We start from the raw sequence: 24081 nt of genomic DNA, 5'->3' as shown, positions 1-24081 counted from the left end.
ACCAGGCGGCCGAGCCCACCGCTGCCGTCGCCTCGCCTCCCTCGTGCTCAAAGGTCAGGATCATGTCCTGGACCACACCGGTCATATGAGAGGATTGCTTCATCCCTACTTGCTCTCTTAATGAATGGCGCTGGGCCGGGATGCTCCTACCATTGCCGAACACCGCAGAGGAACCATCGCCTCGCTCGCGCGAACGAAACACGGGCGCAGGCATGCTCCTCAGAGTTGCCGAACACATCAGTTGCCGAACATAGTATACGCATCTGGGGACGCAACGTCAAGAGTCGAGTCGAGGAAAAACAGCGGAGCGCCATGCTCTAAAAGCGGTTGTTCCCCCTTTCAAAATTTATCTCAAACGGTGTCGACCAGCATCGGGTTCTGCTGAAATAGTCGGATATCCTACATCGGGGCTGCACTGGTCGCACTTTCATGATATGATACAAGAAGATGGTAGCCAGACACAACGTTGTGTATCTTTTGCATCCTATCCTGGAAGGAGTGTTGCACATGGTCGTATCTAGAACACCGAATATGACGGATTATGAGGCCGAACGTCGTAGTTTCCATCTTGATGTGCCCGAATATTTTAACTTTGCCATTGATGTGATCGGCAAATGGGCCGACGACCCCAACAAACTCGCCATGCTGTGGATTGGACAAAACGGTGAAGAGCGGCACATCACCTTCGCCCAGTTTGCCGAACGCTCCAACCGCGTCGCCAATGCCTTCAGCAGCCTCGGCATCAAGAAAGATGACCGTGTGCTGGTGATGCTACCGCGCGTCCCAGAATGGTGGGAGAGTGTGTTGGGATTGATGAAGCTGGGCGCGATTCCCATTCCCTGCACCACCCTACTGACGCCGAAAGATATCCAGTTCCGCTCCGAGATTGCCGAGGCCGCTGCGATCATCACCGATGAGGAGGGCGCTGCCAAGTTCGACCAGGTGCGCAGCGAATGTCCCACGATCAAAGTAGCGATTCTGGTCGCGCCAAATGCGGGCGTTGCTGGACGCGAAGGCTGGACGAGCTACCACCAGGTTGTTGAGGAGGCCTTCCCGGAATTCACGGGGCCGAAGACGCGCAGCGATGACCCCTGCCTGGTCTACTTCACCTCTGGTACGGTGGGTTATCCTAAGATGGTGCTGCACACGCACGCCAGCTATCCTATTGGGCATACCATCACCGGCAAATATTGGCTTGATCTGCATGAAGATGACCTGCACTGGAACCTCTCGGAAATGGGATGGGCAAACTACCAGAATTGATATTCCGTTGTTCAACCTCCCGCGCAAAATCGGCTAACCCCGCTGAGTAGAGCCAGATGCCGTACGAACGGTTCCCACGTTTCGCCGCCTCCTCGACCAGCTGCAGCGCCATCTCCCTGTCGGGTATGACATTCAAGTCCTCCACGGTCACATTCTGAGGTATTGTATTAAGCGTATTGACTCGCCGGTGGACGCCGAGCGTGAGCGCCCGCTGGTAGATCATATTCCAGCTTCGGCTCGGCAGCGCTTCCAGCATCGTAAGCTTATCCCCATCTGGATAATTGGCCTTGATATACACATCCTCTGCTGCTGCCCATTCCTCGCTGCGCCTGCCTCTCTGCCGCCAGATTAGACAGATGTCAGGTCTATTGGCCAGCGGCCCACGCCAGTAGACTGTTAAGCGCAGCCAATGGACACTCACCTCTTCGATGGTGACGCTTTCCGTGATGAGCTTCGCCAGCTTCTGTTTGCGCAGCATCATAGCGCCGTCAAGTCGCCCAGGGATGTCTGCCAGTAAATCCTCTAACTCCTCAAAGTCTTTTTTGAAGTCGGCCTGTGTTGCCTGTTCCTGTGCTTCTAACAGTTCTCGCTCCTGCTCCCTCAGTCCAGCGAGCTTCTCGTTATAGGTGGCCTTCTCCTTATCGGTCAACGTCAATATCTTGTCGTGGAGCATAGCCAGGGTTTTCTGTTGTTCGAGCCGCACGTTGGCCAGTTGGTCTTCGATGGATACCGCCTCTTCGAGGTGCTGTTCTTCGAGGCTCTTGATGCTCTGCTCGATGGTCTGAGCGATATGCTGGTCGGCTATCGCCAGCGCCTTCACACGCTCCAAAAAGATGTCGTCAATCAGGTGAGCGCGGATAGCAAAAGTAATGTCGCGGTAGATTTTCCCTTGCGCTTTGTGGTCTTTTACGAGGCTTTGGCGCACATACTCCGGCTGCTCTGGTCTAGTGACATATAACGGCCCCTGCGGATCACGTAGGATGTACTTGAGCACTGCCTGGGCGCTATCGTCTCTCAAGCTACGGCGTTCCACACCCTCAAGCAAGTTGCCCTCGACATCTCTACCAGTGATTTTGTGATAGGCCCAGAGCGCCAATTCTTTATCGACAATGGCCCGCTTCTCATCCCAGGCGATGATAGCACCTTTATAGATAATCGCTCCGCCATAACTGAGATTAGAGAGCATGTACTTGACTGTCTCGATACAGGAGGGTTTGAAGCCGCCCGGCACTTTGTTCATATGGATTTTGAAGGTGTAGGTCATCAAATCGTCAACCGAAGGATCGGGGAAGAGATAGGGCAGCTCCTCTATTTCATGACCCAACTTGGACACGTCATCCAGTTGTTTGAAGCGGTTGAACATCCAGCGTATTTTCTCGGCCCAGGGTTCATAGATCAGGATGACTTGCTCTTTCTTTTTGCCTTTGGTGACAAAGCCCATGCCCAGGTTCGCGCCGACAAACAAGCCTTGCAGCGCTTTGGCTTCCTGGCTGCCGTTCATACGGCCGAGGACATGATCGTCGAGGTAGTTGCGGCTGGCGATCATCTTCTCGATGAGTGAGTTGCGATCACTGGCCTTCGTGCAGTCGTAGCGGCGATGATCGGTACGCACAAACAGCAGTACATCATATTCAGCCAGCAGTTTGATAAACGTAGTGTCGTTGGTGTGATACTCGTCACGAAACAAGCGGTCCTCGTGGATGATGACCAGCGAGCCGATAATGCCTGCCTTGATGTCCGCATACAGGCGGTTCAACTCTTTGCGCTGGTCGATACGCTTCTGACCCGAAACCCCCGCGCCTTCGTCATAGAGGCGCACCATTCTGTCGTCTACGTCGCCTCGCAGCCGTACCGCGTATTGTATCAGTTTTAACTGGCTCTCTCTTGAGAAGATGTGGTCGGCTTCGGCTCGGTGGTCGGATTGACGGATAAGAACGGCCGTGTAGCGCTTCTTGTCAATCTGCTTTGGCATCTCGAGGTCGTCTTTGGGGACGTAGGCTTTCAACTTACGCATACGCACCACCTTTCATTGGAATAAATAGTTAAGCCAATACTTGTATGTTTCCATTTTACCTCTGCTAGTCAAGCGTTATTTGGGGTTTGCTTACAGTTGGAACAGAAAGTGGGATAGGAAGCTAGCCCAAAGGGGACATGGCAAGGATTCGTTCCTGGAGCAGCCATTTGAAGAGGTAATAGTTCATTTGCTGTTCAAAAACCAAAGTGCTGCTTTTGAACTTTATCGACATTCACAAATGCGGAATGAGACTTTATACTCCTTAGTAAGTAGCTCTTCCTCTCGATTAAGATTCTGGTAACAGATCAATATGCATACGTCTTTCCATAAGATCGAGTCCTGTGATTGTTTGGAGTAACATTTCGCTTGTCGTTTTCGCCACTCCTTCCGGTCCTTGAATCTGTTCCATACGCTTTGCCCACTTTATCGAACGTTTCTGCTCGGGACTTAACCTTTCTCTCCAGCACTGCCATGCTGCTTTATCAGTTCTTCGTGGCTCATTTCTCAGTGCTTGTGCTGCTAGTTGCTGTGCTGTTAGGCTATCCAGACCACAGGATGCAGCGAGATGTTCACCGAACTGCCTAATAAGCTCTAGCGCTGTATGGGTACGTACTTCTTGCTGAAGAATTTCTTGCATCTGACTTAAGGGTTTTGTATACGCATTCTGTATAGCTGTCATTGCATCACTTTGAAACTGTGCTCTCAACTGGGTTAGCACGTGAGCAGCTTGATCCAGTTGCTTCTGTAATTCAAGATGAGTGTATGCCTCCATAGGACTTAGTGCATTAAGCGGCTTCAATTCTGAAGCGGGATTGGCACTATCTACCAATCCTCGGTTTGCTGCTATTTTTTCCCCTAACTCTTGCACTCTCTTGCGTAATTTTGTGAACTCATAGGCATACGTTTCGTCTGTATTTGGAGCTTTTGCTTGCATCAAAAACATAGCAATGATATTTAAAGCTAATAAGTCAGCTTGCGCTCGCGGATTTTGAAAATAATCTTCCATCCGGCTGGAAGCGTCAACATATAACTTGTCTGTCTGCCAATCTTTACCCGCGATGGTATATACCCTTCTCCTATATGGATTAGACTGCTGTGAAGATTTTCTAGATGATGCTGATTGAGGTGATGGCGAAGGATATGCAGGTGCTGGTGGCTTCCTTCGCAGACGAGCCTGCATGAGAGTTGCGCCTAGAAGTGCGAAAATGGGAATTTCCGCTTTTCCTTGAAAATCGCCAAACAACTCTCTCATTTCCTTTGAGCGATCCGCTATTTTTGATAGCCGATTATATTGCCGTTTTGCATCATTATTTGGTAAATTATTGAATTCGTCTTCTGACAACTTTCTGAATTCCGCATTTTCAGGTATTTTATATTGCCTTTTTTGTTCCTTTTCATAATTTTTGACAATGGCATTGATTGGTTGTTGCACCACTTGTTCTTGGAGAACTTTCTTCATCTCCCGGATATGTGAGCGTCCAGATGAAATACCAGGATTATACAATTGTTCGAGCGCTTCAATAGTGGCAGCCAGGAACTCGTCTTTCAAAACTGCCAATTCACGCTCCTTTAATTCATTCATGAGTTCTCTGTATGTTTTTCTGCTACCTTCAGGTTTTACAGCTAATAACAAAGGTTTTATGAGCGCAAAAGCAAAAACATCCTGTTGGCCTAGTGGGTTTCTTAGCAGAGTAGCCAGCCCTTCATTATTTTCTTTCGTTCGTTCATAATAATTTTCTGGCTTGCTCGTAATATCAACTTTCATATTTCCGGTTATGTTATCTATATGTACCACTGAATATACCTGCCGAAACCGAGGGTCTCGGTTATACCTTTCCAAAGCCTCATCATACTCGGCTTCCTCTTGTCGATACCCAGTCTCTTGTTCATCATGCACTTCCTGTGACCTTCGGCTTAGTGGAACTTGCACTTCTCCTTCTGATTTTCCCCTGTTGGTTGGTACTTGATCGGATGGCTGATGTATAGACTGTTTTTCTGTATCGGCTTTACTAGCTTGAGGTAATAGTGATACACGCGCAGATGCCGGTGTGGGATTGTCGGGGATTGGAGGGGATTTTATTGCCGCCTGATGCGCTAAGACAGCCTGTTCAAGGACCTCTGCAAATGCTACGACATTTGGATACCTCTCCTCTGGCTTCTTCGCAAGACCTTTCCTGACCGCTTGCTCAGCGGCTGGTGGAACATCCACACCTTGTTGCTTGAACGAAGGAGGAGGTTCTTCCTTGTGCTTCCGATAAAGCTCATAGACAGTTTTCCCAGTGAACGGTACCTTTCCACATAACCATTCGTAGACTACAACAGCCAGGGAGTATTGGTCGCTCCAAATTTGAGCATGGTATTCAAATTGTTCCGGCGCCTTATAGAAGAGAGTTCCATACCCATCCTGTAGTGACAGCGAGTTGATGCTATGGGCCGTAATGGCAATCCCAAAATCACGTAAGAGTACTCCCTGTGGTCCATATAAACAATTATCAGGCTTCACATCGCGATGTATGATTTTGTGATCGTGGGCATATTGCAAGGCACTGGCGATTTGCTTCACATAAAAGAGAATGGTTGCCATATCGAGGATTGAATTGCGGGGGTGGAGTTTCCGCAAGCTTCCTTGCTCGATAAAGGGCATAACGATGAAAGGAATCTCATCAAACACATCGTAGTCATAAATATCTAGAATGTGCGGATGAGTAAAGCTAGCGATAATTTTCGCTTCTCGCTCAAAGGCTGCTAGATGCTCTGTATTAAGCACATGCTCTGGCTTTAAAAGCTTGATGGCCACTTTTTTATGGAGTTTCACATGTACAGCTTGGTAGACGTAACCAAATCCCCCTCCACTGAGGAACTCTACAAGTTGGTAGTTTTTCATTTGCTGACCAACGAGTTGCTCTGGTTTGATAACGAACATGTTGCCCCCTATGTCCACGCGATCGTTTCAACCGCCTGCTGCAAATCGTGCTTTGTGCCTTGAATGTACAATTTGGTCGTATCTAACGAATCATGTCTCATGATTTGCGCTAATCGATGCAACGGGACGGACTCTGCCATCCGATAGCCGAAACGGTGGCGCAAATCATAAGGACTGACACCAGGGAGTCTCGCTGCCTGCGCATATTTTTTCACGATATAGCCTAGAGCGCGTGCCGACAAGGCATCTTGCGTCTTGGCTGATGGGAAAAGGAAAACGGTATCAGGCGGGAGAGTTGGAAGATATTCCTCCAGCAGCTTGCGAGCTGTGGCATTGAGTAGCACCTCGCGATATTTGTTGCGCTTCCCAATGATTTCGAGGAAGCCGCTCCGCTTGCCTAGCTTCACCTGATCGCACTGCAGTCGGCAGATTTCCCTTGCCCGCAGTCCTGTATGCAACAAGAGGACAATGAGAACACGGTCCCGCAGAGTTCCTGCTTTCGTCACGGCTGCCATCAGCGCCTGTTCTTCTTGATCGTCCAGATGACGAGGGGCGCTTTCCTCCTGCCCCAAGAGTTTGACGGCGACGGAAGGATCATACGTGATGAGGTGCTGATGTGAAGCCCACCCGAAGTAGCGCTTCAAGCTGATGAGGGAACGATTGACCGAAGCCGGTTTCTGTCGTTGGACGGTCTGCAAATAGGCTCGATACCCTATCAATGCTGGTGTGGTGATACCCTGCGGGGTAAAGCAATCGCGGACATGAGCATCTTGTTCAGTTTCATACCAGGCGATGAAGTGGCGCAGATCGCTCAGGTAATTGCGAATGGAGGCTGGGGTGAGATCTTCCAGCTCGTGCAACCAGTCCTCATCGGAAGCCAGTGCCTCCAGCCCAGCATGTGAGAGTGGTGGATGTGCCGTCCGCTTCATGAACCACCTTGTCTTCTCGCTTGCGCCAATAACCTTAGCAGAAATAAGTCCTGGTGAATTGCCTGATCTATTTCCGTAAATATATATTAGCAGAAATCAATAGTTGTGTCCAGCTATAATGATCCCGCTGGTAGCGAAACGTCGAGATCCATGAGAGCGATTGAAAGAACAGCGTATCTCCGCTTCAAGTAAAACCTGACCGCGAAAGACCTATGTCGAAAGTGGAATCGACGTTGCGAGGTGTTTTAGGGAGGACAGGGGGTTTCCTGCACCGCTACGGTGCTTGCTAGCGCAGATAATGCCGCAACACCACATCCAGCCGATTATGCCCCAGGGCCCACGAAACCTCTTGGGTTGCGGCAGAGTCATAGTCCTCATGCCTCAGTCGCCCTTCAACTGGAGGTAATGCTAGCCCTGGCGCCTGCTGCAGATAGCGGCGTTGGGCCGAGTCGCGCCGATAGCTATGCACATCCATGTGCTTGGGGATGTGGTCAAAGACTTTTTCGTGAGGTGCTCGCCCCTGAACAACGGACAGTACTTCCTCTTCATGACCGGAGAGTACGGGCACCTCACGAGCTTTCCCTCCCTTGCCATTTTTGACATGCACAAAAAGGGTTCCATCGTCAGCCGTATACACATCACGCACCCGCAGATCGCGGAGTTCTGCCCGGCGTAGCCCACAGGCCTGGGCGAAGCGGATGTGCATCTGCCAATTGGCTGGCTGGAAGTGCCGGTCATAGGTGGCGGGACCGCGTGAGCGGGTGATAGTAGTACGGGTACGCCTGGGGATCATCACTGTAGCTGCTAGGCTCCAGTCGCCAAAGAACAGGCGCAGCGCCGCTCGTTCGGTTTGTAGGGTGTAGGCGCTTCTGTCAGCAACCACATGCTCTGTAAGATACTGGGTGGCCAGTTCATCGGCGCGTTCATCCAGCCAGGCTAAGCGCGTAATTCCATGATTAGTTCGCGCCCAGTTGATGAATGCCAGGACTTGCTGCTGATAGACTTTGCGGGTGGTGTGCGAGTGAATCTTGCCGGTGGAAACGGTCCACCCACCATCAGGAGAGGCGGCCCGTTGTGCCTGCTTAGCCTGAAAGCGACTTTCTCCAATCGCCATGAGAGTGTCCAGGCGTTCAATCGCCTCACGGATGATGCTCTTGCGAGATCCCATACAACGTCCCTTTCTTGAGAAAGCAGAGAGAAGCTAGCACCTACAAAAGACAGCGATCACGGTAAGGACATTCCTGCGAAGACTCGACTCGCTCCACTCCGCTGAAAGGCTGCGCTCCGAGACACCACTTTCAGCAGCTACGCTGTTTATATCTCCACGAACGAGAGGAAGAACGACGTAGTCTGTCCCTCGACGAGAAGACAGAGAGCCATACGCTACCAGGGCGCACTCCCAGAACGCACGACACGGACGACCTACAAGGACAATTGGTGGATGCCCTCTTTTGAGGGGAGCGGCTCAACCAGCCATCTCCAACAGGAGCGCAGGAGCAGCTCAACCAACATCTAAGGGGAGGCGACCCTGATCCTTTGTAGCGGTTAGACCACTAGCGCATGGATCACGCGCTGTGTTGTCCCTGGAATCTCCCTCATGGGAGTGCTTCCAGCTCTAAACACCTTCAGTCTACCAGACCGAGACGGATGACACCTGGGGAAGAGGCGGATCGCACCTGGGTGAAAGACAGAGATGGCTTATCGCCCATGATGTGCTTGCCCTGTCGGCCTTTCCCGTTTTTTTTTGCCCTCTGCCCAGGTGTGTACCGCCTCTCGTCTCCTTGTAGCCTGCCCTTTTCACAGATCCCCACCGCCTTCATCTGCTAGAGTGGAACTGTGTAATAGCATCGGAGTACAACAAGGACCAACTTATGAGGCAGCCTGAAGCAGAATCCACGAGCAACCAGCACCTGGATATCGGCAGCCGCTCCCTTGCTGCTCGGTCAGCGCGAGTCGCCTGGGAACTGCTCAGGCAAGACGAACAGCACCGTCTGCTGGCTTATATCGAGAAGGCAAAGACTTGGGAGGTGACGATACCAACTGTGGATACAGCCTGCTGCAAAACCAATAAACATCGGAAAGCAGAGTCGTCAGGCCGTGTAAGGACTGTCTCATAATCAGGCTGCGAGGTGCCGCTCGCAGCCGTTGGATGAAACCTCAGGCGCTTTGTTGCATGGAATAACCAGTCTACTAACTTTGCTTCCTCTGCCGCTCCATCTCGCGGAGTTCCACGCGGCGGATTTTGCCGGAGATGGTCTTGGGCAAGCTATCCACAAACTCGATCTCACGCGGATACTTATAGGGTGCAGTGACACGCTTGACGTGGTCTTGCAATTCGCTGGCCAGTTCAGGTGATGCGGTATAGCCAGGGGCCAGGATGACAAAGGCTTTGACGACCTCGCCGCGCATCTCATCGGGACTTGCCACCACCGCAGACTCAGCAACAGCAGGATGCTCTTTTAAGGCACTCTCGACTTCGAAGGGGCCAATGCGGTAGCCTGCACTGATGATGACATCGTCAGCGCGTCCGACAAACCAGAAGTAGCCGTCTTCATCCTTGTAGGCGCGATCGCCGGTGATATACCAGTCGCCGCGAATGCAGGCCTTGGTCGCATCGGGGTTGCGCCAGTATTCCTTGAACATCCAGGTGGGGCGCTGCGGCTTGACGCGCACGGCAATATCGCCCTCCTTGCCTGCTGGCAGCGGATTGCCGTCATGGTCGATGACTTCGACATCGAAACCAGGCGACGGTTTGCCCATCGAGCCAGGCTTGACCTGAATGGGTGGGAAGTTGGCGCACAGCAGCACCGTTTCCGTCTGCCCGTAGCCGTCGCGGATGGTCATGCCCGTTTCATCTTCCCAGATCTTGATGACTTCAGGGTTGAGTGGCTCACCGGCGCCAACGCAATGGCGCAGCGCCTTCGGTGGGTTAGCCTTCATATACTTCATCGGCTCATCGAGTACCAGCATACGGTAGGCGGTCGGTGGGGCGCAGAGCGTCGTGATGGGATACTTGTTAAGCATCTCCAATGTTTCGATGGGATTAAACTTGCCGCGCGCATCCTGGATGAACATAGCGGCACCCTGACTCCAGGGACCAAAAAGATTGCTCCACGCGAATTTTGCCCATCCGGTTTCGGAAAGATTCCAGAGCAGGTCACCTTCGTGCAGATCGAGCCAGTACTTGCCGGTGATGGTATGCCCGATAGGGTAGCTGGCCTGAGTGTGGAGTACCATCTTGGGATAGCCGACAGTGCCTGAAGTGAAGTAAACCAGGCACGGGTCATCGCTGCGCGTCTTCTCGCCGGTGAACTCCGGCGATGCTTCATCAACGATCTGATGATAATTCGTCCAGCCGTCACGCTCACTCTGCGGCGTATCTACCAGAATAGCGTGCTGAACGGTCGGACATTCCTTGCGTACCTGGTCGAACCTGGCCGCGCCCTCGTGATCGGTGATAATGGCAACAGCTTCCGCTACCCCGGCGCGAAAAGCGATATCTTTGGGGGTGAGCAGTGTGGTGCAGGGGATGGCAATCGCTCCCAGCTTCATCAAGCCCAGCACGCTCTCCCACCATTCTGGGATGCGCGGCAGCATTACCAGCACGCGGTCGCCTTTCTGAATGCCCAGTGTGGCAAAAGCATTGGCGGCCCGGCTGGAGCGTTCGGCGAACTGGGCAAACGTAATATTGCGCTCCACTTCGCCTTTTTGTCCAATCCATAGCATGGCGAGTTTGTTGGGATCAGTGGCCCATTTGTCGATCACGTCGCGCTCTTGTCCACTTTAGGGGCTTACGGCATGCTTGCCTTGTAGATCAGATGCATTGACAGGTAATGATAGAGTTCCTTCCATGAGAACCCTCTCGAAGATTGGTTCATCGCCAAGAGTGAGGTTGTGATGGACGAGACTTCCTTGCTTTCCTTGCCTGAAGGGATGCGGATCGAGCAGATCCAGATCACCGAAAACGGCGTCATCATCGAGGTCGTTGCCACCTCTGCCACCTCGTGTTGTCCGCTCTGTTCTGAAGCATCCGCATCGATCCATTGCCACTATCGCCGGACCTTACGCGATGTTCCCTGCGCAGGCCGTCGCGTCCAGCTGTTCCTGACCGTTCGTAAGTTCTCCTGCCGCAATCCCTATTGCGCGCGCAAAGTCTTTGCTGAACGTCTCCCGGCCTTTGTCGAGCCATGGGCCAGGATGACGATCCGATACTGCCAGCAGATTACCTCCATTGGGCTCTCCACCTGTGGCAAAGGGGGAGCCAAACTCGCTGCTCGTTTGGGAATACAAACGTCTGGCCAGACCATCCTCCGTCAGATCATGGACTTGCCCGATACCCCTTCTGGATCGGTGCTCCTTTTGGGGATCGACGAGTTTGCCTTCCGGCGTGGCTACCAGTTCGGGACAGTGCTCGTGGACTTGGAGGGCCATCGCGTCGTGGACCTGTTACCGGATCGCACCTGTGATTCGGCAGCCCACTGGATCTGGCAACACCCAGACATTACGGTGGTGAGTCGAGATCGGGGAAGTGAATACGCTGCCGCTGCGGCTCTAGGAGCTCCTCAAGCGATGCAGATAGCGGATCGCTTTCACCTTGCAAAGAATCTCTCAGAAGCCGTGCAACGGCTCTTGGCTCGTGTCTTGCAAGCCATGAAGGAGACCAGCCAGCAGAGCAAGGAAGCCGAGAAGAGCTCAACCGAGCATCTCCTTCCCATTGAGGAATGGCGTCCAGCACAAGAGGAGAGCGTGAAGCAGATCATTGCAATACGCCGTGCAGAGCGACAAGGGCGCTATCAACAAGTGACCGCCCTGCGTGAGCAAGGATTGACCTCACATGAGATTGCTGCTCGTCTTGAGATGAAAGAGCGAACTGTGCGGGATTGGCTCCACAAGGGTATTGCCCCTGATACCAGGCCTCGACGTAAATATCGTAGCGATTTTGATCTCTACGCTCCGTATGTGCTCAAACGCTGGCGAGAAGGCGAGCACAGTGGCCGCCAGCTGTGGCATGAAGTGCAGTTCCAGGGATATAGCGGGTCTGAGCGCATGGTCTATCGCTTCCTGGAAACACTCAAAAGCAAGGAAATAGTGCCATCAGCCGGGCTTTCACGTCTGCCCCGCTACACCTCACGAACAGCCGTGTGGCTTTTCATGCGTGACCCGAAAAAACTCGCGAGCAATGAGCAGGAAGATCTGGCGGCCTTCCGATTAGTCGATCAGACACTCAACACAGCTTACCTGCTGGTGCAGGATTTCCTGCACATGCTTCACCACCGTGAAGGACACCGACTCGATGGCTGGTTAGAGCAAGTCGCCCAAAGTGGTCTGCCAGAACTGCAAAGCTTTGCTGCTGGAATAGAGCGGGACAAAACTGCCGTCCAGGCGGGGCTCACCTGGCACATCAACAATGGTCAGACTGAAGGCCACGTAACCAAGCTGAAGCTGATCAAAAGACAAGGATATGGCAGGGCCGGATTTCCCTTGCTCCGCAAGCGTGTGCTGCATGCACTCTAAGACGCAAAAAAAATGTCCGGTGGTAAAAGAGGAGACCCAGGAGGAACACGCAGGCATTCGCACGATGCGATGCTGCATCACGCTCTTCGTCGGACCAGCTCAACTACGGAGCGAATGGCGTTCACCACCAGTTCCGGCTCCTCCAGATGAATGTAATGCCCACTCTGTTGTGCGACCATCTGCCGGCTCTGTGACGAAAGCGGTAAGAGCTGGTGCTGCTGCTCCTGCCAGGCGTGTTCAAGCCTGACTGCCAGCTCCCGCGGAAAACCAGGGAATGCGGTGACCCACATATCTATCCACCGTTCAGAGCTGTGAGTGAGCACAACGAGGGGTAATGTTCCCAGTGAGGTAATGGAGCGCACCTGGGCAGCACTCGCAGCCGGATCAATGCCCTCTGGGTTGTCCGTCTGCTGGGTCTCTTGTTTAAGGGTGAGTCGTACCTGCCGCACCCCCTGGTTCTCCTCGGGGAACTCTGCTGGTAGCAATGCAACCAGATCCAGGTCAGGGTGGGCTGAATCGACGAGCACCAAACCGACCACCTCATCTGGATAGCGGCTGGCGAACAGACGCACATTGAATCCTCCAAACGAATGCCCCACCAGGACGTAAGGGCCGGGAATATGTGCATGGGTTAACAAGCTATGCAATTCGCTGGTGATGGTTTGGCTGGTGCGGGGTTTGGGACCTGGATCGCTCTGACCCTGACCTGCGCGATCATAACTACACACCTGGGTAAATTGGGAAACGGCTTTCTGCACCTGGTGCCAGACCTCACTGGCATCTCCCATACCCGCATCCAGGACCACAGTCGGGCTTCCAGTGCCCATGCAAGTGATGGCGAGCCGATATCCTCCCACATCCACCAGCGTCGTAGGGAAAGCAGGTGATTCATCTCTACTCATAACTGAAATCCTCTCAGGTACCACTATCCCTTATTCTACCCTGCTTGATGTCGTTTCGCTACTCTCATAGCAAGCATGCCGTAAGCCCCTAAAGTGGACAAGAGCGTCACGTCGATGGCGAAGTTGAAATATTCGGGGACTTCCAGCGAGAAATTGCGGCGTTCGGCCTCGTAGTCGGTCATATTTGGGGTTCTGGTCTGGCTCATAAAATAAGGCTCCTTTCATGGTGGAATGTTTCAAATACTCAACAACATTGTTTTACTACCACCCTGCTTTTTATCATATCATGTTCTCATCCCTTGGGCTAACATTCTTCCGCAGCCACTGCTCAAATCGCTCCGTCGCCTTATCCAGGCTATCCTCTCGCTTTGCTAAAGTCTCGAATTGCAAGGTCAGTTCCAGGGGATCGCCTGAGAAAGCTAAACCGTTCACGCGTAAGAAGACATCGCAGACGGCAAATGCAATACGCTTATTGTCGTCTAGAAAAGCCTGCGCCTGAGAGATACCGACCGCGAGCAGAGCCGCCTGGCGAATGATATCAGCCTCATCATAATAGGCTACCATGCGTGCCCGCATTAATGCCGATTCGAGTGTACCCTCGTCACGGAGAGGCGTTGGTGGAGCGCCGAATCGTTCCATGATGGCATGGTGAAGTGCCAGCACATCTGCCAGGGTAAGATAGCGTATCTCGGCCATAGTGCTTTCTGCTATCTATTAATGCTCGGCCATGTAGCGATAGGCCTCTTCGTTGCGCTGCCAGCTTTCCTCGAATGCCTTGCGCAGTTCAGGCGACAATACCGGGCGTATTTCGGCAGGCTGGATTTCGACGGCCAGCAATTGACCTTCATGGAGATTCTGGCGCTCGATTTCCTCTTTCGGAATAGTTACAACATAGCTATTTCCCACTTTGCGCAACTTTTGCCAGATCATTTTGTTCCCTCCTGGTATATATGGTAGATACAGCTGCTACAAAGCATACACTAAGTTTATCATCTTGTCAAAGGTAGAGAGAAATTGGCAGGGCGATGTAAAAGTCGTCAGGCACGCGGTAAGGACAGCGGCTGGTCCCTGTCCCAGTGGCCCCCACCGAGGACAGGGACCAGCCGCTGTCCTTACCGCGTGCCGAGATGTGTCCTCAACTCATCGACTTTTATATAGCCCTGAGAAATTAGTCATTTTACGCGGCGATCAAACCCCCTCTATGGTACAATAAAAAATGTTCCAGGGGAGTCACTGTTCTGTAAACTGGAACGTTTATAGTAGTGAATACATCGTTCGTCCGGGCAGAAAGCCTGGATGAGGCGAACGATCACTATTATGCGGCAAACAACAACTATTTACTACCAAGGAGTAACTAATGCATCAAAAACTCGATGTGCTTGCTGAAAAGGGCTTTATTGTTCTAAAAGACTATGCCGGGCCGCCGGTGTCGCCCGAAGAATGGGAAAGCCTCGAATATATGGACTGGAAGAGCGGCGGCGATACCAACTTCGCGCCGATTGCCTCGGCCCTCGGCGAGATGGAATGCGCCGGTTTCTGGGATCACGGCAAGCCCGACAAAGATGGCATCTGGACAAAGAACGCCGAGGTATGCTCCACGCTGGTAGCCTGGACCAAAAATGTTGGCGCCAATTTCGGGCGCGTGCGCATCATCAAGCTCAACCCCAACACTGAAGCCGAAGCCATCCACAACCTGCACCTCGATGACAACAACCGCCTGAATCCTGATGGCGAAGGCTGGGTTGTGCGTGCCTGGCTGCAGCTCACCGATGATCCCAACTCCTACATGATCCTGCGCGAGGATAAGAATGATCCTTCGACAGAGTCCCGTGTCTCGTTGCCACGCAATCGCCAGATGGTTATCGACTCGCAGCGCCTGTGGCACGCGACGTGGCATCCAGGCCCCAAGCCCCGCTATGCCCTGATAGTCTCATTCGAAAGCGGCGAGGCCCTCCAGAAGTGGATTGAGAGCCAGTTGCCCCAGACTGCGGAAGTACACTGATTAAGCTGCTCAATTCCGCAAACAAAAAATCGTCCCATCAATTGACGGGACGATTTTTTGTTTGCGGAATAATGAATGTTTACCGGCAGCACCGGCAATCCGAGTAGCCCTGGTTGTGTCATGCTGATGCTTCCCGATTTTGTTCGTGAAAATTCATTATCGGCTTAATCACGGCAATTCTATATGTCACCTTTTCCTGCCAGCCGACGTGTAAAAAATAGACTCAAGCAAGCGAGAATAAGAGAGGAGAACAAGCAATGGGTAATCAACCTTATCCGCCCGACCCTCGCTACCAGCGAGAATACGATGCGGCTGATAATACTATTCAGACGAGCAGGAACGATAATGTCTATGCTCAGAGCCAGCACCAGAGCTACGTAGACCCCGCGGGCAATCGCGTCGAGAACCGCGAGCAGGTCTTTGTAGATCGAAATGCGCAGCGCGCCAATATACGTTACTGGGTCACAAGGATTGTGTATTATCTCCTGGCCGTGCTGGAGATAATATTGGCGCTGCGTTTCATTTTCCGGCTCCTGGGAGCGAGCGAGGGCAACGACTTCGTGATGTTCCTGTATAACCTGAGTCACGTCTTCGTAGGCCCGTTCAACGGCATTTTCAATGATCAGGCATTGGGCCATAGCGTCTTTGAGTTTTCGACCATTGTTGCCATGATCATCTATGCCCTGATAGCCTGGGGCCTCGTATCGCTGGCACGGGTTATATTCGCGCCCAATTATTCCGGTACAGAGCGGGATACAACCATCCGGCGGCAAAATCTGCGCTGATCAACCGGTAACAGCAAGTAAACTGGATCAACACAACAATGCAAACAGGGTCGATACGGTGTTCACCGTACCGGCCCTGTTTGTTCGATGGGGGGAGAGAAGAAAAGGAGAGGTATTCTGCATAATCCTTTCCTCTTCTCACCGGCTAACCCTGTGGCCAGGTATCTGGCTGCATATTGTTGTGGTGCGCACTCAGAATATGGTTCAGAATCTGCGGATTGCTTCGCAGTTCTTGCATAAAGTTAGTCGCCTGCTGCTGAGTTATGCTCCCTGCTGAGACGGCTTTATTGAGCGCGTTCTGGACGGCATTCTGCACAATCGTGCGTAGCTCGGAGGTCGAGACATGCTGTTTGGCAGCGATCTGGTCCAGGCTCTGGCCGGCCTGCAAATCTGCTTTCAACTGAGCCGGGGTCAGATGCAGCCCCTGCGCCACCTGGTTCTGCATGTCTGGCAGGTATCCTTTCAGGGCATGTATTACCAGAGCATTTGTCAGTCGAGTATATTCCTGACCGGTGCATGCCTGGTAAGTTGCCATACGCTGCTCAAGCATATTCGCCTGGCTTTGTGTCAGCGCGCCATCCTTCACCATCCGGGCGATGACATCTTTCGCTGCCGCCTGTGTTTCGCTTTCTAACGTGGCGACCGAGACATGCAGCCGATTCGCCAGATTCTGCAGGAACTCCTGGCAATACGGATTCGTCGCGGCGGTAGTCGAAGTCGTCGTCGTCGCAGCGCTCGTATTGCTCTGGGCCGAGGCGAACATCGGAATAGCAAAGAGCGCTCCAGCCACCATCGCCCCTAACAGCAGAAGCGTGCCTCCGCCAATCAAGAGCAACTTTTTCATATCTTTCATATCCCTTTCCAGAGAAAACCTTATCCAAACTTTTCTGCCACGTTTTCTATGTGACACTCATATCATAGTCTGTAAAGGTGAAAAAAGCCTCTCAAAAAGTTCAAGATTTGCTCAAGATTCGTCCGATGGGCGTGAGACCTTTGGGATGCCCTTGAGAAGCGGAGTGCCAGGTGTAGGAACGTGTATTTTTGTCTACATACGTCCAATGAAGTCCGTCTCTGTTGACCACTTAAGCTGTCAAGTAAGCTGTCAAAACTCCATGAGGAACGTGGCTCCTGGCTCCGTCTTTGAGAGGCTATGAGGTGTCTCGCCGCATAGTAAGCTATTAGCTCAATGGTGCCGAAAGGGACCCAATCCTGTGTGTTGTTCATTGGCTTGGGTTCATAATTGGAAGCTGATTTCAGCCATGACTATGCTATACTATACTACATTGGCTTGCTCTATTCACTCTAGAAGGGATTATCTTTATGGCAGATCAAGATCAAGCGGGGGTTTTGGTCACACTCGATATTGTTATTCCGCGCCTTTCTCCGTCTGGTGGTTGGGAAGTTGTACTGATCCAACGAAACAAAGAACCTTTCAAGGGTATGTGGGCACTTCCTGGTGGTCATTTAAACACAGAAGACGTATCATTAGAAGCGGCTGCCCAGCGTGAAGCACAGGAAGAAACCGGCCTGGTCATTCCTCTCGATTTGTTTGAGCAAGTCTATACGTTTGAAGATTTTCAAGACCCACGCGGGAAATATCTTTGTTTGCTCTATGTGTTATCGGAGCCATTGAGTTCATCTGCAACCATTCAGGCAGGAGGGGATGTTTCGCGCGTCCAATGGTATTCGGTAGACGATTTGCGGCTCCTCCCTGACCTGGCGTTCAACCATATCAAACTTCTCCGTATGGCCCTGCATCAGATGTTTACGAAGCACTATCAGAAAGCTCTGGGTTTGCAATAAGCAGTATCTTTATTGCTGGTTAGCTTTTTCCTCGCAATCAATCTCGCAACTCCATGGTAATGTGGCTTGCCATGAGAATCATCATACTTCATGATTTCCTCATATAACAGCGTCTCCAAGGTGGAAAACCAGGTCGCAAGCTCACCCTCGTCAAAGTAATGTTGTACAAAAGAGGCGGTCTCGCTAATTGTCTCGTTTTCTTTCCTGATCGCGTTTGCTCCTGGGTCATGAATGGTGAAATCTTCGATAAAAACAAAACCACCTGGCTTGAGAGCATCTATCATGGACGTTGCGACCTTCTTGCCCTCTTCCTCGCTGATATGGTCAAGAATGGTCACGGCGACAATGGCATCATAAGAGTTGGGCCTGAGTTGCAACGTGCGTACATCGGCAACTTCGCCGTCAATAGAGTTCAGGTCTTGCGAGGAGGCGTATTTTTGTAACTTCTCAATGCCATGGCTTGATGCATCGACGGCATGTACATGATAGCCGTAGCGGGCTAATAGCAAGCTATTCCTGCCCTCGCCGCAGCCAAGGTCTAACGCTTCTCCGATTGGGGGCTGTGTTTCATGCAGAAAATGCTCAAGCTCTACAGTTGGTTTCAGACCATAGTAGAATGGATCGTCCGGCTTCCCGTAGACACGATTAAAGGAATCAGCCATATGCTGCCTCACTCTATCTCTGTTTGCTGCTGTTCTAAGGCTTTATAAAGGAGCGCATGCGCTCTTTCCAGTTCTAGCACGATATGATCGAGATAGTCCAGCATCTGAGCCTGTACTTCTTTTTGTGTTTTCCCGTAAAATGTCTTCGATTCAATGCCTCGCAATGTGATGCTGGCTGTCCAACGTCCATCCTCATAAAAAGGTCCTTCCAGCTTATGTGTGAGACCTTGCTGAAGCTCATGTTGTGCCATAATCCTGTTTATCCCCTCTTGTGCTTAGATTTCTGTTTCTTGCCCCCGGTGCATTGCCTCGTGGAGTGGTTTTCTCATCTGAAGAATATCACGTGTCAATTCTTCTACGTAATGATCGATGATATAGATGCGATCTAAGAAGCGGATATTGCCAGTAGCAAGACACTCCTGTGCCGCTTCGGTAGCCAGGTCCAGGCCTTCTCTCAGTTCGTTGCCTTTTACCAGCGCAATGGCTTTGGCTGTAGTTAGCAAGAGTTCCCAGAATTTCGTTTGGGGCAATTCGGCTGCCGCTCGGTCCAGATAATCGAGCGCTTTCTGCATCTGTCCCAAATTAGCATAACTGCGACCATATTCCTCGTAGACAGTTCCCAGGCTATAGTGGCCATGTGTCACGCTGGCCTTGGGATCGAAGGCATGTGTGAGTTCTTCTGAGGTGTCCATGGCTCGCTCGAAGTTAGTGACATCGTTTGTTCTGAGATAGGCCCGTCCCAGTAATTGGATACCGTTTCCGCGTGATGCTGCATCTGCTTGAAGTGTTGTATCACGCGCAGCTTCAAGATAGGTAATCGCCTTGTTGATCTCTCCCAACCGTTGGTACATATCGCCCTGATAGGTGAGACCGATATTCAACAGGGTATCATCCTTGATGATGCGAGCTATCACTTCAACCTGATGGTAGTAGGGGATAGCCTTATAGGACTCGAATGAGCGCGTGCTAACAGAGGTGACATAGCCTGCGGCATGATAGGCGTGCGCGAGACTTTTCAAGAGAACGGGGTCTTCTGTTGTGATTTGTGATTGAAGGTTATGAATGAGACGGTCAATGACCGTGCGTGCCTCCTGCACACGAGATTCTTCGATCAGCGACCACGCGTGTTCCACAACGGCTTCAATTTGTTCCGGCGTTCGTGGTACATAGATCGAGGCGGCCAGGCCCAGGCGCTCTGGTTCGACACCGAGTAGATCGGCGATACGCCGCAGTTCATTGATATTGGTAAGTTGCCGTTCTCCACTCTCGTAGGCCCGAAGGGTACGCGGTTCGATGGAAAGGTCATAGGCCAATTGCTCTTGAGAAAGTCGGTGTGCTTTGCGGTAGTCTTTCAGAAATTGTCCGGCGAATGAAGGCTTGGGTTTGATAGAGTTCGTTGCCACGATTTATCCTCTTCTTTATGCCTCGCAGCTTACGCTGCTTCCACAATTTGCGCCTGTTTTCTGCAACCGATTTTATTAATAATAATGATAACCACTGGTACAGTATAGCACATCACAAGCCAGGATGTGCTGGGAGCATGGCTTTTATTCGAGGAACGATGTTGAAAAAGAAACAAGGAGTACGACACATGCGGCAGGCCCATGGAGAAAACCTTTCATTAGCGGCGGTTGATCAGTATATGCGTGAAGTCAGGCAGATTCCTTCACTCACGGCTGAGGAGGAGGCAGGCTTATTGTCGAGTATTTCGCGGGCTATTGATGCCAAGCAAGCACAGGATCGCCTGGTGGAGGGATACCAATCGACCATTGTTAGTCTGGCGAAGCGATTTGTGCGTGATTGCACGCATTTGGAATTGCTTGATTTCGTACAGGAAGGCAATAGCGCACTCCTGCGGGCTATCAAGCAGTATGACGAAAATCGTATGGCTTCTTCCTTCAAAACATTTGCGTTTGCATGGATGAGGGGAGCAATGCTGACAGCTTATTGGCGCTATGAACGGGCCATTCCACTGCCCATCAACAAAGTGCGAGAGATACAACGCATGCAGACGATACATATGCGCTTGCTTGCACAGTTGGGACAAGAGCCAACTCCCACAGAAGTAGCGCAGGAGATGCAACTCAAGGAACAGGAAGTACAGGCATTGCTGGCACTCCGGGACCAGCAGGTAGTGAGCCTGCATACCCAGGTTGGAAAAGAAAGTGTTACTTCTTTTGAAGACGTGCTTGAGGATACGACAGCCGCCACTTTTGCCGATGACGGCTTTTTCTCTGCTGAAGATGTGCTTCGTCTCTTGACCGAGCCGGAACGCGCCGTGTTTCGATTGCGACTTGGCCTGCTTGATGGGCACGCTCATACACAACGAGAAGTTGCTGATATTCTTGGGATAGCGCTTTCAACCGTCCAAATGTTGGACCGGCGGGCCAGGATGCGGTTGCGGGAAGCGCTGGTTGCATAGGTCATGTTTTCTGGTGGTATGAAAGGAGGGCAGGGTAGATGACATCGCGAAAGCCATTTGCTGAGATGTCTTCCGATGAGATACGTCTATGGATACAACAAACACGTGAGGAGCTTCAGCGCAAGATACAGCGGGAACGGGTTTACCTGGACCGGCGTGCTGCGCAAGGCATCCATACTCTAACAGATGATACCTATGAAGCCGATTTGCTTCTAGAGGCTGACCTGTTGATGCTGCTTGATGAACTAGAAGCAAGCCTGTGAAACAAACGTCTGGTATTGGGCCTGAACCGTGATCGACAAAGCGATGGCGCACGATAAATTGAATTGCTGAAAGTCGTGAGTTGTTCAGTGTCCTTTTAAGGCTACGGGATTTGAGATACTCAGTTATCCGAGTATCTCTTTTTTTATGGCTTGTGCTTTATGGCAAGCCATGGAAGGAGAATCACATGAGAAAAGCATGGGTCTGGGTGCTGATCGCCGCTGCCCTGTTTGTGACCTGGTTGATTCTGGTCGCCCCTCACATGCAGCCCTTGTTTTTGCAGGCGGCATAGCAAGGAGGGGAGCATGACCAGAGCGGAAAAGCGCTTAGCGGTGGCCTATAGTCGTCATGTGGTAGAGACGGTCGCGCCAGGTTCCTTTGCCTGTTTTTGCAGGTGCGGCTATCGCGGGGTGTGCCGGCATTGCGTCCCGGATGCGCCCCGCGAGCTGCCCTGGATGTTGTGTGAGCAGGCGAGAGCGCTCGTGCGGTCAGGGCAGGCACGTTGTGAGGAGAGCTATGTGTACCTCATCTGAGCTCGAAACGCTGATCGAGACGGTCAATGTCGAGTTGGAGGCGGCAAACTGGGCGCGGGTGGTGGTTCTCACTGCTGACCTGTATACCTGCGCGATGGCCGCTGGGGAGACACTGTTGGCCGAACTGGTGCAGGACCTGCACTGGATTGCCAACGACGCGCTGGCTCATCCCCTCGACGTGGCACGGTTAGTGTCGCCATGAACCGGCGGGCGCGTTTCTTTCAGCAGTGTGATGCCGATCTGGTGCATCAACAGATGGCGGGTCTGGCGAGTTGGGCGGCGTTCAGCGCCCGGTGGCGTGCGCGGCAAGGGTTGCCCTTGTTGCATGCGATGGATGTGCAGTACCTGACGCCACAGGATTTCTGCAACCAGCACGGGCACCCCTTGCCACCGGAAAAACAGCGCCGCTTGTTCCGCCAGTATGTGGAGGCCGCGGTACAGTGCCTCGCTTCTTCCTCTGCTGGGCGTCCTCGTCCTGCTTCCAAGAGCGCAGACCTCGCCTTTGTGCGTGTCGAAGGGTTGGTACGGGTGCTAGGAGTGCGACAGGAGGTGGTGTATGGACGGCCTGATCTGGAGCCGTTTGAGGCGGGTGTGCCTGTTCGTCCCTATGGCGTGCCCACCACCTCGGAGACGTTTCCCGCCTATTGGCTCGTGGATGGTGGCTTCTTGGAGGAGGAAGGAGATGATTCCTGGATCACCGGAGAGGCCGGTGATGACCTGTAGGACGTTTCCTGTGGTGAGAACAGGCCCTGTATGTGCAACGAGAGAGGAAGAGCGGATAGACAAGTACAAGGAGAACGAAACGATGTTATTGCAAGGATTGGTCTTAAGTGGTCAGGTGCTGGAAAGTACCTTTTACGATCAGATGACCGGGCAACCCAAGCCCGGCTATGCGGTGAAACTGACGGTGCTGGATAGTGAGACCGATGAGAAGTACGAGTGCCAGGTCAGTGAAGGGTTTCCCACCCTGGAACACTTGAAAGAGTTGAAAAAGCAAGGGCAACCTGCCGATGTGTTGCAGCAAGTGGCCCAGCAGTTACAGGCCGAATTGCCGCCCAAGATGTCGGCCATTGCCTTACAGGTGCGGCGCATCAAGGGCAAAGGCTCATTTCACACCCTGGTTTGCAGCCTGGCTGCCTAATGCGGAGGAAGGAGCAAGCAAAAGCGCATGCAAGTGTTTCAACGAACCCTGGGAAGTGAGCAGGTGTGGGTGCGGCGCGTCGAACACCTGGTGTTGCGGCTGGTCTCGCTGGGCTTTTCGCTGGCCTCGGCGCACGCCATTCGCTGGTTCTTCGCACCCCTGGATGGGGTAGACGCGCTGCAACCGGCGATCACCTGGACGATTGCCATCGGTTTCGGTGTGCTGGGCTACTTCGTGAGCCGTGGCCTGGCGCATCGCTTGATGAACCATGAACGTATCCGGGCCTATGCGCCCATCTGTGTGGTGGTCGAGGTGGTCGAGATTTTCTGTAACTACGCGCTGGCGGCGGCCGTCATCGAGCGAGCCACCTGGCTGCAAGCGGTGCCGGTTGTGCAGCGTAATGCGCTCACCTTTCTCACCTATGTTGTCCTGTCGATCATTCCGCTGGTCTCGCTGCTGTTGGCGGTCGTGGATATGGACCTGGAACGCTCCAAGGCGGGTAGTCGCGTGGGTGGTCTGGGCGCATTTGACGCAGCACGTGGGTCCTCATTTGTCGCACCCTGGTCGCGGCCTGCTCCGCAACCCAAACAGGGCAGTCCGGGCCTGAACACGGCTCCTGCTACGGCCTACAGTTCGGGCTATAGCGGGGTAGCAGGGGTAGCTGCCTCCGCAGCGAACCCCGCTGGGAATGGAGCGAGTGGCAACCCTTTCCTGGGCAAGCGTCCGGCTCCCACTCCGGCATCCATGCCAGCGATGCCGGTCTCCACTTCGACCCCCTAACTGGGGTGCTGCACGTCACCTCGTCCGGTCGGCGACTTACCCGTGAGGAAGCAACGATCATTCGTGCTGCTCAGGCACAGGGCCAACCGATTCAATTCGCCGACCGGCATCAGTGGCGGCATTTTCAACGCCATCCCTAACGTGCCT

The 24081-nt window shown here is 52.6% G+C and carries 28 protein-coding genes; 13 read left to right on the top strand and 15 right to left on the bottom strand.

What is annotated here, in order from left to right:
* Window positions 1–202: hypothetical protein (locus VFA09_01510; protein HZU65928.1), on the bottom strand; the 202-nt coding region annotated here is incomplete at its 3' end.
* A gap of 305 nt (window positions 203–507) precedes the next feature.
* Between VFA09_01510 and VFA09_01505 the strand changes: the two genes are divergently transcribed.
* Entirely contained in the window at window positions 508–1263 is a 756-nt protein-coding gene (locus tag VFA09_01505; GenBank protein ID HZU65927.1) for an AMP-binding protein, read from the top strand.
* On the opposite strand, the gene VFA09_01500 is transcribed toward VFA09_01505, so the two are convergent.
* The 4 genes from VFA09_01500 to VFA09_01485 all read right to left on the bottom strand — a co-directional run bounded on the left by VFA09_01500 (window position 1178) and on the right by VFA09_01485 (window position 8297).
* A complete protein-coding gene (locus VFA09_01500) occupies window positions 1178–3277 on the bottom strand; it encodes a hypothetical protein (protein HZU65926.1) in 2100 nt (699 codons plus the stop codon). The genes VFA09_01505 and VFA09_01500 overlap by 86 nt on opposite strands.
* Before the next feature lie 286 nt (window positions 3278–3563).
* Entirely contained in the window at window positions 3564–6200 is a 2637-nt protein-coding gene (locus tag VFA09_01495; GenBank protein HZU65925.1) for a serine/threonine-protein kinase, read from the bottom strand.
* A gap of 8 nt (window positions 6201–6208) precedes the next feature.
* Window positions 6209–7129, bottom strand: a complete 921-nt coding sequence (locus tag VFA09_01490) for a tyrosine-type recombinase/integrase (GenBank protein HZU65924.1) — start codon at window positions 7127–7129, stop codon at window positions 6209–6211.
* A gap of 286 nt (window positions 7130–7415) precedes the next feature.
* Window positions 7416–8297 carry a tyrosine-type recombinase/integrase gene (locus VFA09_01485; protein HZU65923.1) on the bottom strand — a complete coding sequence of 294 codons (882 nt, stop codon included), beginning with the start codon at window positions 8295–8297 and terminating at the stop codon, window positions 7416–7418.
* A gap of 703 nt (window positions 8298–9000) precedes the next feature.
* On the opposite strand from VFA09_01485, the gene VFA09_01480 reads away from it, so the two are divergent.
* Window positions 9001–9246, top strand: coding sequence for a hypothetical protein (locus VFA09_01480; protein HZU65922.1), 246 nt, complete (start codon window positions 9001–9003; stop codon window positions 9244–9246).
* A 73-nt stretch (window positions 9247–9319) separates the two neighbouring features.
* Here the strand turns inward: VFA09_01480 and VFA09_01475 are convergent, their stop codons facing one another.
* Complete coding sequence (locus VFA09_01475) at window positions 9320–10894, bottom strand: AMP-binding protein (protein ID HZU65921.1); 1575 nt, start codon at window positions 10892–10894, stop codon at window positions 9320–9322.
* Window positions 10895–11026: 132 nt separating this feature from the next.
* Here VFA09_01475 and VFA09_01470 point away from each other — a divergent pair, with 132 nt between their 5' ends.
* Entirely contained in the window at window positions 11027–12643 is a 1617-nt protein-coding gene (locus tag VFA09_01470) for an ISL3 family transposase (GenBank protein ID HZU65920.1), read from the top strand.
* Between the two features lie 77 nt (window positions 12644–12720).
* Here the strand turns inward: VFA09_01470 and VFA09_01465 are convergent, their stop codons facing one another.
* From VFA09_01465 to VFA09_01450, 4 genes are all read right to left on the bottom strand, one after another.
* Entirely contained in the window at window positions 12721–13545 is an 825-nt protein-coding gene (locus tag VFA09_01465) for an alpha/beta hydrolase (protein HZU65919.1), read from the bottom strand.
* Window positions 13546–13580: 35 nt separating this feature from the next.
* Window positions 13581–13751, bottom strand: a complete 171-nt coding sequence (locus tag VFA09_01460) for a hypothetical protein (protein HZU65918.1) — start codon at window positions 13749–13751, stop codon at window positions 13581–13583.
* A 73-nt stretch (window positions 13752–13824) separates the two neighbouring features.
* Complete coding sequence (locus VFA09_01455) at window positions 13825–14241, bottom strand: type II toxin-antitoxin system death-on-curing family toxin (GenBank protein ID HZU65917.1); 417 nt, start codon at window positions 14239–14241, stop codon at window positions 13825–13827.
* An 18-nt stretch (window positions 14242–14259) separates the two neighbouring features.
* Complete coding sequence (locus tag VFA09_01450; GenBank protein HZU65916.1) at window positions 14260–14475, bottom strand: AbrB/MazE/SpoVT family DNA-binding domain-containing protein; 216 nt, start codon at window positions 14473–14475, stop codon at window positions 14260–14262.
* A 427-nt stretch (window positions 14476–14902) separates the two neighbouring features.
* Here VFA09_01450 and VFA09_01445 point away from each other — a divergent pair, with 427 nt between their 5' ends.
* The gene (locus tag VFA09_01445) at window positions 14903–15547 is read left to right on the top strand and encodes a hypothetical protein (GenBank protein ID HZU65915.1); all 645 of its coding nucleotides are present in this window, start codon (window positions 14903–14905) and stop codon (window positions 15545–15547) included.
* 257 nt (window positions 15548–15804) lie between these two features.
* Complete coding sequence (locus VFA09_01440; GenBank protein ID HZU65914.1) at window positions 15805–16332, top strand: hypothetical protein; 528 nt, start codon at window positions 15805–15807, stop codon at window positions 16330–16332.
* A 145-nt stretch (window positions 16333–16477) separates the two neighbouring features.
* On the opposite strand, the gene VFA09_01435 is transcribed toward VFA09_01440, so the two are convergent.
* Complete coding sequence (locus tag VFA09_01435; protein HZU65913.1) at window positions 16478–17185, bottom strand: hypothetical protein; 708 nt, start codon at window positions 17183–17185, stop codon at window positions 16478–16480.
* Between the two features lie 467 nt (window positions 17186–17652).
* Between VFA09_01435 and VFA09_01430 the strand changes: the two genes are divergently transcribed.
* Window positions 17653–18135: an NUDIX hydrolase gene (locus VFA09_01430; GenBank protein HZU65912.1), complete on the top strand. Its 483-nt coding sequence runs from the start codon at window positions 17653–17655 to the stop codon at window positions 18133–18135.
* On the opposite strand, the gene VFA09_01425 is transcribed toward VFA09_01430, so the two are convergent.
* The 3 genes from VFA09_01425 to VFA09_01415 are packed head-to-tail and all read right to left on the bottom strand — an operon-like array spanning window position 18111 to window position 20200.
* Entirely contained in the window at window positions 18111–18797 is a 687-nt protein-coding gene (locus tag VFA09_01425; GenBank protein HZU65911.1) for a methyltransferase domain-containing protein, read from the bottom strand. The genes VFA09_01430 and VFA09_01425 overlap by 25 nt on opposite strands.
* A gap of 8 nt (window positions 18798–18805) precedes the next feature.
* Window positions 18806–19048: a hypothetical protein gene (locus tag VFA09_01420; protein ID HZU65910.1), complete on the bottom strand. Its 243-nt coding sequence runs from the start codon at window positions 19046–19048 to the stop codon at window positions 18806–18808.
* A gap of 24 nt (window positions 19049–19072) precedes the next feature.
* Window positions 19073–20200: a helix-turn-helix transcriptional regulator gene (locus VFA09_01415; protein HZU65909.1), complete on the bottom strand. Its 1128-nt coding sequence runs from the start codon at window positions 20198–20200 to the stop codon at window positions 19073–19075.
* Window positions 20201–20388: 188 nt separating this feature from the next.
* On the opposite strand from VFA09_01415, the gene VFA09_01410 reads away from it, so the two are divergent.
* The 7 genes from VFA09_01410 to VFA09_01380 all read left to right on the top strand — a co-directional run bounded on the left by VFA09_01410 (window position 20389) and on the right by VFA09_01380 (window position 23934).
* On the top strand, window positions 20389–21219 hold the full coding sequence (locus VFA09_01410; protein ID HZU65908.1) for a sigma-70 family RNA polymerase sigma factor: 831 nt from the start codon (window positions 20389–20391) through the stop codon (window positions 21217–21219).
* A gap of 38 nt (window positions 21220–21257) precedes the next feature.
* Window positions 21258–21482, top strand: a complete 225-nt coding sequence (locus VFA09_01405; GenBank protein ID HZU65907.1) for a hypothetical protein — start codon at window positions 21258–21260, stop codon at window positions 21480–21482.
* Window positions 21483–21785: 303 nt separating this feature from the next.
* Window positions 21786–22013: a hypothetical protein gene (locus VFA09_01400; protein ID HZU65906.1), complete on the top strand. Its 228-nt coding sequence runs from the start codon at window positions 21786–21788 to the stop codon at window positions 22011–22013.
* Window positions 21997–22215: a hypothetical protein gene (locus VFA09_01395; protein HZU65905.1), complete on the top strand. Its 219-nt coding sequence runs from the start codon at window positions 21997–21999 to the stop codon at window positions 22213–22215. Before VFA09_01400 ends, VFA09_01395 begins: the two co-directional genes overlap by 17 nt.
* Window positions 22212–22736: a hypothetical protein gene (locus tag VFA09_01390; protein ID HZU65904.1), complete on the top strand. Its 525-nt coding sequence runs from the start codon at window positions 22212–22214 to the stop codon at window positions 22734–22736. Before VFA09_01395 ends, VFA09_01390 begins: the two co-directional genes overlap by 4 nt.
* An 82-nt stretch (window positions 22737–22818) precedes the next feature.
* Window positions 22819–23154, top strand: coding sequence for a hypothetical protein (locus VFA09_01385; GenBank protein HZU65903.1), 336 nt, complete (start codon window positions 22819–22821; stop codon window positions 23152–23154).
* Window positions 23155–23181: 27 nt separating this feature from the next.
* Window positions 23182–23934: a hypothetical protein gene (locus VFA09_01380; GenBank protein ID HZU65902.1), complete on the top strand. Its 753-nt coding sequence runs from the start codon at window positions 23182–23184 to the stop codon at window positions 23932–23934.
* Here VFA09_01380 and VFA09_01375 read toward each other — a convergent pair.
* The gene (locus tag VFA09_01375) at window positions 23931–24056 is read right to left on the bottom strand and encodes a hypothetical protein (protein ID HZU65901.1); all 126 of its coding nucleotides are present in this window, start codon (window positions 24054–24056) and stop codon (window positions 23931–23933) included. The genes VFA09_01380 and VFA09_01375 overlap by 4 nt on opposite strands.
* Window positions 24057–24081: the final 25 nt, after the last annotated feature.

This window comes from Ktedonobacteraceae bacterium (assembly GCA_035653615.1).
Lineage (GTDB): Bacteria > Chloroflexota > Ktedonobacteria > Ktedonobacterales > Ktedonobacteraceae > DASRBN01.
Note: the sequence above shows the minus strand (reverse complement) of the source record. Positions and strands in the feature narration are given on the sequence as shown.

Coding starts and splice junctions, on each gene's coding strand:
- VFA09_01485 (HZU65923.1), bottom strand. CDS start 8,297: ATGGGATCTCGCAAGAGCATCATCCGTGAGGCGATTGAACGCCTGGAC.
- VFA09_01395 (HZU65905.1), top strand. CDS start 21,997: ATGTGTACCTCATCTGAGCTCGAAACGCTGATCGAGACGGTCAATGTC.
- VFA09_01410 (HZU65908.1), top strand. CDS start 20,389: ATGCGGCAGGCCCATGGAGAAAACCTTTCATTAGCGGCGGTTGATCAG.
- VFA09_01495 (HZU65925.1), bottom strand. CDS start 6,200: ATGTTCGTTATCAAACCAGAGCAACTCGTTGGTCAGCAAATGAAAAAC.
- VFA09_01430 (HZU65912.1), top strand. CDS start 17,653: ATGGCAGATCAAGATCAAGCGGGGGTTTTGGTCACACTCGATATTGTT.
- VFA09_01505 (HZU65927.1), top strand. CDS start 508: ATGGTCGTATCTAGAACACCGAATATGACGGATTATGAGGCCGAACGT.
- VFA09_01445 (HZU65915.1), top strand. CDS start 14,903: ATGCATCAAAAACTCGATGTGCTTGCTGAAAAGGGCTTTATTGTTCTA.
- VFA09_01440 (HZU65914.1), top strand. CDS start 15,805: ATGGGTAATCAACCTTATCCGCCCGACCCTCGCTACCAGCGAGAATAC.
- VFA09_01420 (HZU65910.1), bottom strand. CDS start 19,048: ATGGCACAACATGAGCTTCAGCAAGGTCTCACACATAAGCTGGAAGGA.
- VFA09_01380 (HZU65902.1), top strand. CDS start 23,182: ATGCAAGTGTTTCAACGAACCCTGGGAAGTGAGCAGGTGTGGGTGCGG.
- VFA09_01450 (HZU65916.1), bottom strand. CDS start 14,475: ATGATCTGGCAAAAGTTGCGCAAAGTGGGAAATAGCTATGTTGTAACT.
- VFA09_01425 (HZU65911.1), bottom strand. CDS start 18,797: ATGGCTGATTCCTTTAATCGTGTCTACGGGAAGCCGGACGATCCATTC.
- VFA09_01455 (HZU65917.1), bottom strand. CDS start 14,241: ATGGCCGAGATACGCTATCTTACCCTGGCAGATGTGCTGGCACTTCAC.
- VFA09_01390 (HZU65904.1), top strand. CDS start 22,212: ATGAACCGGCGGGCGCGTTTCTTTCAGCAGTGTGATGCCGATCTGGTG.
- VFA09_01500 (HZU65926.1), bottom strand. CDS start 3,277: ATGCGTAAGTTGAAAGCCTACGTCCCCAAAGACGACCTCGAGATGCCA.
- VFA09_01405 (HZU65907.1), top strand. CDS start 21,258: ATGACATCGCGAAAGCCATTTGCTGAGATGTCTTCCGATGAGATACGT.
- VFA09_01470 (HZU65920.1), top strand. CDS start 11,027: ATGGACGAGACTTCCTTGCTTTCCTTGCCTGAAGGGATGCGGATCGAG.
- VFA09_01435 (HZU65913.1), bottom strand. CDS start 17,185: ATGAAAGATATGAAAAAGTTGCTCTTGATTGGCGGAGGCACGCTTCTG.
- VFA09_01465 (HZU65919.1), bottom strand. CDS start 13,545: ATGAGTAGAGATGAATCACCTGCTTTCCCTACGACGCTGGTGGATGTG.
- VFA09_01400 (HZU65906.1), top strand. CDS start 21,786: ATGACCAGAGCGGAAAAGCGCTTAGCGGTGGCCTATAGTCGTCATGTG.
- VFA09_01375 (HZU65901.1), bottom strand. CDS start 24,056: ATGCCGCCACTGATGCCGGTCGGCGAATTGAATCGGTTGGCCCTGTGC.
- VFA09_01490 (HZU65924.1), bottom strand. CDS start 7,129: ATGAAGCGGACGGCACATCCACCACTCTCACATGCTGGGCTGGAGGCA.
- VFA09_01480 (HZU65922.1), top strand. CDS start 9,001: ATGAGGCAGCCTGAAGCAGAATCCACGAGCAACCAGCACCTGGATATC.
- VFA09_01460 (HZU65918.1), bottom strand. CDS start 13,751: ATGAGCCAGACCAGAACCCCAAATATGACCGACTACGAGGCCGAACGC.
- VFA09_01385 (HZU65903.1), top strand. CDS start 22,819: ATGTTATTGCAAGGATTGGTCTTAAGTGGTCAGGTGCTGGAAAGTACC.